Below are 12451 nucleotides of genomic sequence, written 5' to 3' on the forward strand. Positions count from 1 at the left end.
CGCCGTTGCGCGGCGGACGGCTGCACGAGAAGTCGGAGGGGCCGACTTCTCATGCAGGGTCGGACGACGCGATCGCGGCCACCTGTGCAATAGCCGTCCCCCCGGAGGGCGCCGGGTAGGGGAGTTGGGGTGACGTGGCGGCTCGTTGCGCAAGGCCGGGGAGGCGGTCCGGCTGCCCGACGACGTCCCTCGCTTCCCCTGGACCTGACCGTCTGGCCGGCCGCCGGCCGCCGGCCGCCCGGACGGCCCGGGTCAGGCCGCGACGCCGAGTTCGCTGCGGATGCGGTGGACGAAGTCGCGGACGGCCGGTTCCCGGCGCCAGGGGGTGAGGGCGGCGTTGAACTCGCGGACGTAGTCCAGGGCCCGACTGGACTGAACGCGGACGAGGGTGTCGACGGCCTGGTTGCCGAGCGCGAGGCCCTGGTCGAGGTCGTCGGCCTGGAGGTGGGCGGTTCCGACGATCGCCAGGCGCATGCCGACGGAGCGGGTGAAGATCCCGGGCTGCATGGCGGTGGCCTGCGCGTTCCAGGCCAGGGCTTCCTGCGGCTTCTTGAGGTCGCGGAAGACCTCGGCGGCATCTGCCGAGAGCCGGGCGTGGTGATAGAAGTCGATCCAGGCCGGCTCGTCGGCGCGGTCGCGGGCCCGGTCGAGCAGCATCTCGGAGGAAGCCAGCGCAGAGGCCGCCGCCTTCACGTTGTCGTCGCGGGCATGGGCGCGGGCCTCGATCAGCTTGGTGAAGGCCAGCACCCGGGGGGAGGCCTGGCCGTTCGCGCGGGCGAAGGCACCCTGGGTCATGTCGATGGCCTCACTGGGGAAACCTCGCAGCAGGGCCTGCATCGCCATGGTGGTGAGCACATAACAGCCGAGCTGGACGTCACTTCCGGCCCGGGCGAGGCGGAGAGCCTGAATGAAGTGACGCTGGGCGACCTCGTGCTGGCCGACGTCGAAAGCCGTCCAGCCGGCCAGGCGGGACAGCTCGGCGGTCACCGAGAACAGCTCGCGCCCGACCTCGTCGGCGAACGTGCCGGACAGCAGCGGGGCGGCCCGGTGCTGGAGGCAGTCGGTGACGGAGTTCGCTTTCCAATTGCCGCCGCCGTACTTGGAGTCCCAGCGGCGGGCCTCGTCGGCGGCGTCGCGGAGCTCGTCGAGGTCGGCCCGGCCCACGCGGGCACCACCGCGGTGGTCGGCGCGGTCGTCGGCCGGGCTCACCAGCCACCGGGTCACCGGGGTCGTGAACGAGGCAACGGCGAAGCCGGATCCGGTGAGGAAGTCACGGCGGTTCACGGAACTCCAGAACGAAGTGGCGACGCGTACGGCGTCGGCGGGCTCTCGCGGGAAATCCAACCCCACCCCGACGTCCGGTGTCTGCGCATCCGCCATACCGATTTCCGCCAACTGCACCGGGCGGCCCAACCGTTCGCCGATCGCCCGGGCCAGCAGCTTGGGCACCGGCCACTCGGGGACCATGCCCCGGCGGCACCAGTTCGCGACCGAGGTATGCGTATATGCGGTGGTCAGCCCGGCCTCGTGGGCCAGCTGGTTCACGCGGTGGGCCAGCGACTTGTGGCTGGCGCCCCCGCACTTTTCGATCATCCGGGCCAGCACGTCGTTCGGCGGCTTGGCCCGGCGGGTGGTCGACGCCACAGCGTCCCCCTCATCCGTTCCGCGCGGTTTGGCGCGGGGAGTCGTACTCGACTGGGCACGAGAAGTCGTACACCCGGCACCGAGGCCGGATCACCGAGGGTATTGCCTCCATTGCTCGCAGTGAACCGCTTTCGCGAGTTGTGAGCCCCCCTGCGAGCCCTGCCCGCACCGGCTTCCAGACGGTTGCCTGGTGCTCCGGGCCCCCGCCGGGACCTGGGGAATCACCTCCCGGCGGGGGCCACCACCGATTCACGCTCGGGGGTGACAACCAGATGTGCGGAATCGCAGGACTGGCCGGCGCCGACGCCGTCCGCCACCAGACCACCGTCGCCGCGATGGGACTCGCTCAGCACCACCGCGGCCCGGACGGCACCCGGCACCTGATCTCGGCCGACGGCCGGGCGGTGCTGTCCATGAACACCCTGCTGATCGTCGACACCGCCGCCCAGCCCGGCCCCTACCTGGACCCGACCGGCGGCATCGTCCTCACCTTCAACGGCGAGATCTACAACTACCGGCAGGCCGCCGCGGCCTGGGGCATCCCGTTGGAGCCCGGTGAGACCGACGCCCACCTGGTCCTGCGGGCCTGGGCCAAGCTCGGCCCCGGCTGCCTCGCCGGCCTGGACGGCATGTTCGCCCTGGCCGTCCACGACCCGAGCGAAGGCCGGCTGTTCCTGGCCCGGGACCGGCTCGGCGAGAAGCCGCTCTACTGGCGCCTCGATGGCGGCCGACTCGCGTTCGCCTCCGAGGTCACCACCCTGACCGGCTACGGCACCGCCCCGCTGGTCGTCCGCCCGGAAATGCTGAGCATCGAGACGCCGACCGGCACGGACACTCCGTTCCAGGGCATCCAGTTGCTGCCGCCGGCCGGGCTGCTGGCCTTCGACGTCGCCACCGGCTCGCTGGCCCAGCGGACCTGGTGGCAGCTGGAGAGCCTGGAGCCCTGGCAGGGCGACTACTCTACGGCGCTGGCCCGGTTCTCGACCCTGCTGGCCGACCGGATCCCGATGCGGGCACCCGGCGCGGACTTCGCGCTGCTGCTGTCGGGCGGGCTGGACTCCTCGGTGCTGGCCTACCTGATGCGGCCGCAGGTCTGCGTCACGGTCCGCTATCCGGGCCAGGACCGCCTGGACGAGTCCGCGACGGCAGCCGTCGTCGCCCGGGACATCGGCGCCGAGCTGGTCGTCATCGAGCCGACCGCCGCCGACTTCGCCCGCACGCTGCCGGAGATCATGCACGCGCTGGACTACCCGATGGGCAACGCGTCCACGTTCTCCGAGCACATGGCCTACCGGGCCGTCGCCGAGCGCGGCGTTCGCGTCGTCGGCGGGCTGGGGCCGGACGAGTTCCTGATGGGCTACGTCCGCCACGCGCTCGTCCTCTTCGGCCCGGAGGCGGTGCTGGGCGCCGGGCTGGAGGCCTACCGGCCGCTGGCCTCCAAGCTCATGACCAGGGACGGCGGCCAGCTGGAACCGGCCGAGGCAATCGTCCGCCTGGTCCTGCGCGGCCAGGACCCGGACGGCCAGCTGCGCGAGGTGGTCGCCGACGCCCTCCGCCGGGCCGACGGCGACCTGGCCCGCGGGCTGACGCCGGCGGACCTGGCCACGGCCTGGCGCCCGCTGGTGATGACCAGCGACAAGCTGGCCTCTGCCTTCGCACTGGAGCGGCGTTCGCCCTTCCTGGCCCGGGACCTGGTCGAGTTCTCCTACCGGCTCCCGGTCGAGCACAAGATCGCCGACCCGGCCGCGGGCAAGCGGATCCTGCGGGACGCCGCGAAGGCCCTCGGCCTGCCCCCGGAGGTCTGGGGCAGCCGGGACAAGCTCGGGTTCGCCTCTCCGGTCCCGAGCTGGCTGTCCGGCCCGCTGGAGCCCTGGGCGACCGCCCAGATCAGCTCGGCGCTCGACCAGGCACCCCTCTCGCTTCGGCCGCTACTGGCCGGCGGGCTGAGGCCGGGCGGGCAGTTCGACCGGACCCGGATGCAGGCCCTGATGGCCGCGGCCTGGCTCTCCGACCACTCACTCGCGGCCGCGGCATGACGGGTCGTCGGCTCACTACGGTGAGCGCATGGACTCCCAGACTCTCCCCACCGAGCCGTCCGCCGCCGAACCGCGTGGAGCGGTCGCGATCATCACCAACCGGCACGGCGAATTCCTCCTGCACCTGCGCGACGACCTCGACGGCGTGACCTGGCCCGGTCACTGGAGCCTCCTCGGAGGAGGCTGCGACCCCGGCGAGAGCCCGGCCGAAGCGATCGTCCGCGAGCTCGACGAGGAAGCCGGCCTCGCCGTCGACGGCGACCTCACGGAGCTCTTCGAGACCCCCGACGTCCACGGCTCGGGGCAGATCATCACCTTCTTCGCCGCCGCCTGGGACGGCGACGAGACCGCGCTGCCGCTGGCCGAGGGCGTCAAGCTCCAGTTCTTCGCCCCCGAGCACCTGCCCGTTCTGACCATCCCGCCGTTCATCCGCGACGGCGTCCACCGCTTTCTCGCCGCCCAGCAGGGCACCTGACACCCCCGCCCTCAAGGGGGCTGGGGTGTCTGGCCGGGCGGCACCCCGCCCCTTGGAAGGACACGTTCGTGAAGCTCACCGTGATCGGCTGCGGCTACCTCGGCGCGACCCACGCCGCTGCGATGGCCGAACTCGGCCACCAGGTCCTCGGCATGGACACCGACACCGACAAGGTCGGCGCCCTGAACAAGGGCCAGGCCCCGTTCGTCGAACGCGGCCTGGACGACCTGCTCGCCAAGCACACCGCCACCGGACAGCTCGGTTTCACCGCCTCCTACGCGGAGGCCGCCGGCTTCGCCGACGTCCACTTCCTGGGCGTCGGCACCCCGCAGCAGGACGGCAGCGGCGCCTACGACCTCACCCACCTGCACACCGCCGTCCGCCGCCTGGCCCCCCGCCTCGGCAACGGCGCGCTGATCATCGGCAAGTCCACCGTCCCGGTCGGCACCGTCGCCGAGCTGCGGCAGACCCTGGACGAGCACGTTCGCGCGGGGGCGAGCGTCGGCCTCGCCTGGTCGCCGGAGTTCCTGCGCGAGTCCTTCGCCGTCCTGGACACCCTGGAACCGGACCGGATCGTCCTCGGTATCGAGGACGGCGACACCCGCAGCGAGGCCGTCTTCCGGAGGGTCTACGCCGACATCCTGGCGACCGGTTCCCCGCTGATCGTCACCGACATCCCGACCGCCGAACTGATCAAGGGCGCCGCGAACGCCTTCCTCGCCACCAAGATCTCCTTCATCAACGCGATGGCGGAACTCTGCGAGCTGACCGGCGCCGACGTCCAGCAGATCGCCCTCGCCCTTGGCTACGACCACCGGATCGGCGCCAAGGGCATGCGCCCGGGCCTCGGGTTCGGCGGCGGCTGCCTGCCCAAGGATCTGGCCGGGTTCACCCACCGCGCCGAGGAGCTCGGCGCCGACACCGGCCTGCTCCGCCAGGTCGCGGCGATCAACCGGCGCCGGCGCGAGCACACCGTCGACCTCGCCCGCGAGGCCCTCGGCAACGCCGTGACCGGCAAGCGGATCGCCGTCTGGGGCGCCGCTTTCAAGACCCACACCGACGACATCCGCGACTCCCCGGCCCTGGCCGTCGCCGACGCCCTCCAGCGGGCCGGCGCCGACGTCACCGTCCACGACCCCGCCGCCATGGAGAACGCCCGCAGGGCCTACCCCCGGCTCGACTACGCCGACGACCCCACCGCCGCGGTCACCGGCGCCGGACTGCTGCTGCACCTGACCGACTGGCCCCAGTACTCCGACGCCGACCCGGCCGACCTCGCCCGCCACATCGCCGTCCCCAAGGTCATCGACGCCCGCGGCACCCTCAACGCGAACCGCTGGCGTCAGGCCGGCTGGACCTTCTGCGCCCTCGGCCGCCCCTGACAGGGAAGGGTGGGGCCACCGCCACCAACCGGCTGCCCCACCCTCACCCGCCTACTCGGCCCGGTCACCATCGGGATCCACTGCTGCGGCCCCGCCGCCCCGAGGGCCGGGGCGCCGGGGCCGGGAGCCGCTGCTGGTGGGCTCCGAACCCGCCGGCGCGGACGGCGGTGACGAAGGCCCGCCAGGCGGGGGAGGGGGAGGCGAGGGCCGGGCCGCTCGGATCCTTGGAGTGACAGTTTTCGAACCCGCCTTCCACCTGTCCCTCGATGTGACGCATTCTCCGTATGCAACCGCCCCGTTACCGTTCGCAACATTAGATTGCTGGTCGCGACCCCCGGGATGGTCGACATGGTTGTCGAACCGCCCGGGGGTCGGCCGACGTCCATCCGGTCCGCCACCGGCATCGCGGACCGATCAACACAAGGAGCAGCCACCATGGGACCCGATGTGAAGCGTGCCAGGAGCGTCCGACTGATGGTCATGGTCGGTGCCGCCGCGGCCGTGCCGGCGGCACCCCTGCTGGGGGCCGCCCCGGCGCAGGCCGCCGAGCAGTGCGGGGCGGGGCAGCTCTGCGTGTGGAACCAGCCGGAAGGACAGGGGGCTATCAGGCGGATCGAGTCGCCCGCTTTCGGCACCTGCTACATCGCCACGACCAACACCGCGTGGTCGGACGGCACCACGGGCCAGGCCCGAACGGTCCACAATCTCACCGGGCACGTGCTCAACGTGTTCAAGAAGGGGGACTGCACCGGCACCCCCGACGGCCGGCTCGCCGACAACATCTACGCCAACCTGGGCGACGGGGACCGCGCGTTCCAGGTCGTCCCGGACTGCGACACCAACTCGATCTGCTTCTGGCCCAACTCGGACTTCACCGGCACCCGGGCCACCAAGATCCCCGGCTCCACCTGCGACAGCGCCGGCGACCAGGGTGGCCGCAGCGTCGTGAACAACAGCGGGGCCCAGATCCGCCTCTACGCCAGCCCGTTCTGCCTCGGCGGCGTGGTCGCCACCGTCCCCCCCGGCGCAGTCGCCAGCCTCTCCGACAAGGTGACGGGTTGGAAGAACGGCTGACGCCCCATCGTGGCCGGTGTCCCCGGCCGGGGACACCGGCGAAGTCCTCGGGGGGGGGCGGGCCGTGGCGTGGACTCCAGGGTCCGCCGAGATCCCGCGGGCGGTGACCGCGTGCCGGCGCGCGCCGGAAGCGCCGGCCGGGACGGCTCACCGCGCGCCGGCGGCCTCCAGGATCGCGGACAGCCGCGCCAGGCATTCGCCGGCGAAGCCGGGATAGGTGCCCCAGTAGTACGACAGCCCGCCGACCCCGACGCCGACCGCCCACGCCCGGGCCCGCAGCCACGTCACGTCGTCGAGGCCGAGGGCGTCCCAGTACGCCTGGCGGGCCGGGGCCGGAAGGTCCCACACCGTGGCGTGCTCGGCGTCGGGAAACCCGACCGACAGGCATCCGAAGTCGATGACCGCGTGCAGCCCGCCCTGCCGGACCAGCAGGTTGGAGGGTTTCAGGTCGCCGTGCAGCCACACCTGGCCACCGGACGGCCCGGGCAGGTCGAGCGCGCTCTTCCACAGGTGCAGCAGGTGCTCGATGTCGAGGTCGAGGCCCGGGATCGTCCGGCACTTCTCGAAGCATGCGGTGATCGACTCGTCGCTGTCGCGCAGGTCGCCTCCGCGGTACCAGTCGAGCGCGCCGTGGCGGGCGGCCCCCATGAGCGGAGCGGAGTGCAGGCCCCGGACGACCGCCGCCAGGTCGGCCCCGAAGGCGGGCCAGTCGGTGACCGACCCCGGGCCGGGCTCCTCGCCCTCGATCCAGCGGTACACCGACCACGCGAGCGGGAACACGGCACTGGGGGCCCCGGCGTGCACCGGCTCCGGGACGCGGCACGGCAGGTGCGGTGCCAGCCGCGGCAGCCAGGCCAACTCCTTGCGCACGGAGTCCGCGCTCTGCGCCGTGCGCGGCAGCCGCACGAGCAGGTGCTCGCCCAGCCGGTACATCGTGTTGTCCGTGCCCGAGCCGGCCGGCGCGATGGACAGGCCGGCCCATTGCGGCCGCTGCTCCCGGAGCAGGGAGCGGACGACCGCCTGGTCGGCGAAGACCTCGTTCTCGTGGAGCGTCACGGTCAGAGCCTTCACGCCGGACGCCACCGCCGCCAGCGATTTTCCCGGGGGGTGCGCGCGGAGCCGGGCGCCGACTCGGCTCCGCGCGCAGGGGGGCCGCGGCTCAGGCGGCGGTCAGGCGGGCGGTCCTGCGGTGTTCCGTCATGCCGGAGACCAGCTGGTCGCGGATGCGGGCGGGGACCTGGGGGGCGAAGCGGGCCAGGTAGTGGGCCAGGTGGGCCTCGTCGGCGACGAGGAAGGGCAGGTCGAAGACGAGGAGCTTGCGCACCGCCAGCAGCGGCACGGGCGCGCGCAGCGGCCTGAAGGAGCGGTTCCACAGGCCGCCCTCCTCGCACACGGGGTGGAACTGGCCGATCATCAGGCCCTGTTCGACGAACTCGTCCTTGGCCTTGCGCTGCGCCTCGTCCAGCGCGGTGGAGTCGGCCCGGTCCAGGCCCGGCAGCACCAGCAGCACGGTCAGCAGCTCCCGGTCCGACTCCTGCGTCAGGCCGGCCAGCAGCCGGTCGTACCAGGCGCGCAGCTCGCCGACCAGCGCGGGCAGGTCGCCGCCCGCGCCGGTGTCGGCGACGGCGATGTGGAACAGGCCGCGGCGCAGCGAGGGCTGGGTGTAGGGGCAGACGGGGCCGCTGCGCCCGAGGTCGGGGTGGGCGGTGGTGAGGAAGCGCCGGCTCCAGGCGAGGATCTCGGCGGCCTCGGGGTGGTGGTCGGCGGCGCCGGCGTCGATCTGCTCGGCGGAGTAGACGCGCAGCGCGGTGTCGATGCGCACTGCGGTGTCGATGCGCGGCGTGGTGTCGATGCGCGGCGCGGTGTCGATGTCGAGGGTGCGGGTGGTCATCGGGGGCCCCGCCACACGGGGGTCAGGCGGGGGCCGCCGGCGGGCAGGGCGATGGCCTCGCCGAAGCGGGTGAAGCCGGCGGCGCCGCAGACCCGGGCGCCGCCGGGGGAGCTGGTCTCGGCGTAGGCGGCCTGGCCGTCGTGGTCGACGCGGGCCAGGAAGGCGCGCAGGAGGGCGGTGCCGGTGCCGGTGTGGCGGGCGTCGGGGTGGGCGCCGACGAACGCCAGGTAGTGGTGGGGGCGGTGGCGCGGGTGGCGGCGGGCCTGGAGGCGGGTGATGGCGGCCAGGCGGCGGGCGGATTCGGGGTGGGCGTCGGCGTCGAGGGCGGCGTCCAGGGCGCGGGCGGCCGCCTGGTCCTGGTGGCCGGGGTGCTCCCACACGCCGGGGGGCAGGAAGAGCAGCGCGCCGGCGGGGGCGTGGCCGTCGGGGTGGCGGGCGGTCAGGGCGCCGCCGTGGGCCAGGCACTGGTCGACGTGGACGCGGAAGAAGGCGGGCAGGATGCGGGCGCGGTGGGCGTCGTCGGGGAAGGCCCAGCGGGTGAGCGGGTCGTCGTGGAAGGCGGCGGCGAGCACCCGGGCGAGGGAGGGGGCCTCCTCGGGTCGGGCGGGGCGGACCGCGGGGGCCGCGAGGGCGGCGCCCGGCGGGACGGTGGCGGTGGTCAACGGACACTCCTCGGCAGACAGGCGGCGGGCGGCGGGGCGGCAGGGCGGTCGTACGGGGGGTGCGCTCGTACGGGGGTGCTGTCGTACGGGGGGCCTCAGGGCCGGGCGGTGGCGAGCGAGGTCAGGCGCGCGTGCAGGGCGGGCAGGTGGTCCTCGGCCTCGGGCTTGATCAGGACGCTGCGCAGCACCGAGGCCCCGTCGGCGTCCGCCGCGGCCGCCGGGTGGCGGCGGGTGAAGTCGGCGGCGTCCACCCGCAGCAGGCTCAGGTAGAGCGGGTCGTGCTCGTCGGCCATGCCCTGGCGCAGCACGTGCCGGCTGGCGGCGTCGACGGCGGACATCGGCGCGTGGCCGGGGGTGGGGTGGTAGGTGACGATGTCCAGTTGCGGGCGCTGGTGGAGGGTCAGGTGCGGGCTGTCCTCGATCAGGTCCGCCCAGGCCAGGGCCGCGCGGCGCCCGCCGGCCAGGACGGCGCCCAGGCCCTGGGGGGTGAGCGGCAGCAGTTGCAGGGTCAGCCACAGGGCGGCGGCCGCGGCGCCGGCGCGCGAGCATTCCAGGCTGATCTCGCCCAGGTGCAGTTCGGCGTCGGTGAAGTAGGTGTAGGGGGAGTCGTGGGCGAAGTGGCGTCCGATGCCGGGGTCGGCGAACAGCACCGCGCCGCAGCCGTAGGGCTGGAGGCCGTGCTTGTGCGGGTCGACGGTGACGGAGTCGCAGCCGGCGATGGCCCGCCACGGCGCCGGGTCCAGGCGCAGGGCGGCGGCCTGGGCGTCGTCGGTGGCCAGCAGGGCGAAGAACCCGCCGTAGGCGGCGTCCACGTGCACCCGCACCCCGTGGCGGCGGGCCAGTGCCAGTACCTCGTGCACCGGGTCGACGGCGCCGAGCCCGGTGGTGCCGGCGGTGACGACCACCGTGCCGACGCGGCCGGTGGCGAGCAGGGCGGCCAGCGCGTCGACGTCCATGCGCCCGTCCGGGTCGGCGGCCACCGCGTGGCCCTCGACGCCCAGGACGTGGCACATGCGGCTGTGCGTGTAGTGGGACTGCGCGCTGTAGGCGACGCCGCGCCCGGGGTGGCTCTGGCGGGCCACGTACAGGGCTTCCAGGTTGGCGATGGTGCCGCTGCTGGTGAGGTGGCCGACGTGGCGGGGCAGGGCGAACATGGCGGCGAGCTGGGCGACGCACTCGCGTTCCATGTCGTTGGTGGCGGGCCCGCCCTCGTAGGCGTGGTTGTTGGGGTTGAAGCGCATCGCCGTCAGGTAGCCGACGACGGCGGCCGGGTGCGGCGGCTTGACCATCTGCCCGGCGTAACGGGGGTGGAAGAACGGGTAGTTGTGCTCCAGGCGCTTGGCGAAGCGCTCGAACGCGGCGGCGAAGTCCGCGTCGTCCACCTGGTGCGAGGGATGCGGGCTGTACGGCCCGAACCGCTCTCCCCACTGCTCGGCGACCTCGGCCGCCCTCGGCAGCCAGTACCGCAGGTCCACGCTCCGGCCCTTCCCTTCGAGGGATCCTCCAGTGTTCTGCGAGCCACGGTGACCGCCCGACGCAAGCGGCCCGCAACACCCGCAGCTCACCGCGCGCCCCGCCCGCGACCCGCCCCGCGCGGTCCACCGGGCCTCAGCCGGACCCCAACCGGGCGCAAGGATCCGCTGCTGCAATCACCCCCGGAACCCGCCCCCGCCCCACCCGCCGGGGCCGCACGGGCACACCGCCACACCGGGCCGGCAGCAGGAGGACGCGCGATGGTGACCAGACGCAGGATGATCGGCGCCGCCCTGGCGACCGGGGGAGGGGTCCTGCTCATGCGCACCACCCTGCGCCCGGCCGCCTCCGTCGAGACCGCCGCCGCCGCGGCCGCCCACACCCACCCGGGCGCCACCGCCCCCGCCGCCGAGGCCGACCCGGGCCCCGACGCCGGCCCCACCCTGGCACCGAAGTTCACCGCCGCGATGCCCCTGCCCCCGGTGCTCGCCCCCGTCTCCACCGACGGCGCCGCCGACACCTACGCCGTCACCATGCTCAAGTCCTACGCCCGCATCCTGCCCGGACACCGCACCGACGTCCTCACCTACAACGGCGCCTTCCCCGGCCCCGTCATCCGCGCCCGCTCCGGACGCCCGGTCGTGGTGCGCCAGACCAACCTGCTGGACGACCCCGTCTCCGTCCACCTGCACGGCGCCCGCGTCCCCGTCGCCTCCGACGGCGGCCCCATGAACCTCCTGGACGCCGGCGCCACCCGCACCTACACCTACCCCAACGACCAGCCCCACGCGAGCCTGTGGTTCCACGACCACGCCCACCACCTGGAGTCCGAGCACGTCTACCGGGGCCTGGCCGGCACCTACCTGATCACCGACGCCACCGAAGCCGCCCTGCCGCTGCCCGCCGGCCGCTACGACCTGCCCATCGCCCTGCGCGACGCCCGCTTCGACCCCCAGGGCCGCCTCGTCTACCGCATGGACGACCCCCTCAACCGCACCACCATCCTCGCCAACGGCCGCCCCTGGCCCAAGGTCGAGGTCGCCGCCCGCAAGTACCGGCTGCGCCTGCTCAACTCCTCCAACCTGCGCTTCTTCTCCCTGCGCCTGGCCGACGGCGGCCCCCTCACCCAGATCGGCTCCGACGGCGGCCTGCTGGAACGCCCCCACGTCACCGACACCGTCGACCTCTCCCCCGGGGAGCGCGCCGACGTCGTCGTCGACTTCTCCCGCTACCCGGTCGGCTCCAGCATCGTCCTCACCAACTCCATGCCCCCCGGCCCCGCCGAACACGTCGGCCAGATCCTGCGCTTCGACATCACCCGCGCCGCCGACGACCCCAGCCGCGTCCCCGCCCAGCTGCGCACCCTGCCCGCCCTGGGCGCGGCCACCCGCGAGCGCACCGTGGTCATGGAGTACCAGGAGAAGCCCGGCGCGGCCCCGCTCGGACTGATCGACGGCAAGGTGTACGACCCGGCGCGGGTGGACGCCTCGGTGGCGTTCGGCACCTCGGAGATCTGGACGGTCGTCAACGCCAACAAGGACGTCCCGCACAACTTCCACCTGCACCTGGTGCAGTTCCGGGTGCTGGCGCGCAACGGCGCCGCGCCCGGCCCGGCGGAGTCCGGGCTGAAGGACACCGTGCGCCTGCTGCCGGGGGAGAGCGTGCGACTGCAGGCCCTCTTCGACTCCTACCGCGGCCGCTACCCCTACCACTGCCACCTGCTGGACCACTCCGCGATGGGCATGATGGCGCAGCTGGAGATCACCTGACGGCCCGGGGCCACCCCCGCCCGCCCCTGCCGGGCCGCCCGCCCC

Annotated in this window: 11 protein-coding genes; 5 read left to right on the forward strand and 6 right to left on the reverse strand. The window is 73.9% G+C overall.

Going from position 1 to position 12451, the window contains the following annotated elements:
- Positions 1-252: 252 nt before the first annotated feature.
- Positions 253-1644 carry an NsdA family TPR-like regulatory protein gene (locus tag ABT015_RS33920; RefSeq protein WP_350886103.1) on the reverse strand — a complete coding sequence of 464 codons (1392 nt, stop codon included), beginning with the start codon at positions 1642-1644 and terminating at the stop codon, positions 253-255.
- Positions 1645-1916: 272 nt separating this feature from the next.
- Here ABT015_RS33920 and ABT015_RS33925 point away from each other — a divergent pair, with 272 nt between their 5' ends.
- The 3 genes from ABT015_RS33925 (at position 1917) to ABT015_RS33935 (ending at position 5537) form a co-directional block, all read left to right on the forward strand.
- Entirely contained in the window at positions 1917-3680 is a 1764-nt protein-coding gene (locus ABT015_RS33925) for an asparagine synthetase B family protein (protein WP_350886105.1), read from the forward strand.
- Between the two features lie 28 nt (positions 3681-3708).
- Positions 3709-4155: an NUDIX domain-containing protein gene (locus ABT015_RS33930; RefSeq protein ID WP_350886107.1), complete on the forward strand. Its 447-nt coding sequence runs from the start codon at positions 3709-3711 to the stop codon at positions 4153-4155.
- Between the two features lie 68 nt (positions 4156-4223).
- A complete protein-coding gene (locus ABT015_RS33935) occupies positions 4224-5537 on the forward strand; it encodes a UDP-glucose dehydrogenase family protein (RefSeq protein ID WP_350886109.1) in 1314 nt (437 codons plus the stop codon).
- Between the two features lie 64 nt (positions 5538-5601).
- On the opposite strand, the gene ABT015_RS33940 is transcribed toward ABT015_RS33935, so the two are convergent.
- Entirely contained in the window at positions 5602-5814 is a 213-nt protein-coding gene (locus ABT015_RS33940) for a DUF397 domain-containing protein (RefSeq protein ID WP_350886111.1), read from the reverse strand.
- A gap of 158 nt (positions 5815-5972) precedes the next feature.
- On the opposite strand from ABT015_RS33940, the gene ABT015_RS33945 reads away from it, so the two are divergent.
- Positions 5973-6611: a peptidase inhibitor family I36 protein gene (locus ABT015_RS33945; RefSeq protein WP_350886113.1), complete on the forward strand. Its 639-nt coding sequence runs from the start codon at positions 5973-5975 to the stop codon at positions 6609-6611.
- A gap of 147 nt (positions 6612-6758) precedes the next feature.
- On the opposite strand, the gene ABT015_RS33950 is transcribed toward ABT015_RS33945, so the two are convergent.
- The 4 genes from ABT015_RS33950 to ABT015_RS33965 all read right to left on the reverse strand — a co-directional run bounded on the left by ABT015_RS33950 (position 6759) and on the right by ABT015_RS33965 (position 10639).
- Positions 6759-7667, reverse strand: a complete 909-nt coding sequence (locus ABT015_RS33950) for an aminoglycoside phosphotransferase family protein (RefSeq protein ID WP_350886115.1) — start codon at positions 7665-7667, stop codon at positions 6759-6761.
- Between the two features lie 103 nt (positions 7668-7770).
- A complete protein-coding gene (locus ABT015_RS33955) occupies positions 7771-8502 on the reverse strand; it encodes a DUF6875 domain-containing protein (protein ID WP_350886117.1) in 732 nt (243 codons plus the stop codon).
- Positions 8499-9164 carry a hypothetical protein gene (locus tag ABT015_RS33960; protein ID WP_350886119.1) on the reverse strand — a complete coding sequence of 222 codons (666 nt, stop codon included), beginning with the start codon at positions 9162-9164 and terminating at the stop codon, positions 8499-8501. The genes ABT015_RS33955 and ABT015_RS33960 overlap by 4 nt, the downstream gene beginning before the upstream one ends.
- 95 nt (positions 9165-9259) lie before the next feature.
- Positions 9260-10639 carry a pyridoxal phosphate-dependent decarboxylase family protein gene (locus ABT015_RS33965; protein WP_350886121.1) on the reverse strand — a complete coding sequence of 460 codons (1380 nt, stop codon included), beginning with the start codon at positions 10637-10639 and terminating at the stop codon, positions 9260-9262.
- A 258-nt stretch (positions 10640-10897) separates the two neighbouring features.
- On the opposite strand from ABT015_RS33965, the gene ABT015_RS33970 reads away from it, so the two are divergent.
- Positions 10898-12406: a multicopper oxidase family protein gene (locus ABT015_RS33970; RefSeq protein WP_350886123.1), complete on the forward strand. Its 1509-nt coding sequence runs from the start codon at positions 10898-10900 to the stop codon at positions 12404-12406.
- Positions 12407-12451 lie beyond the last annotated feature (45 nt).

The sequence above is a fragment of the Kitasatospora sp. NPDC094016 genome (genome assembly GCF_040304045.1).
Lineage (GTDB): Bacteria > Actinomycetota > Actinomycetes > Streptomycetales > Streptomycetaceae > Kitasatospora.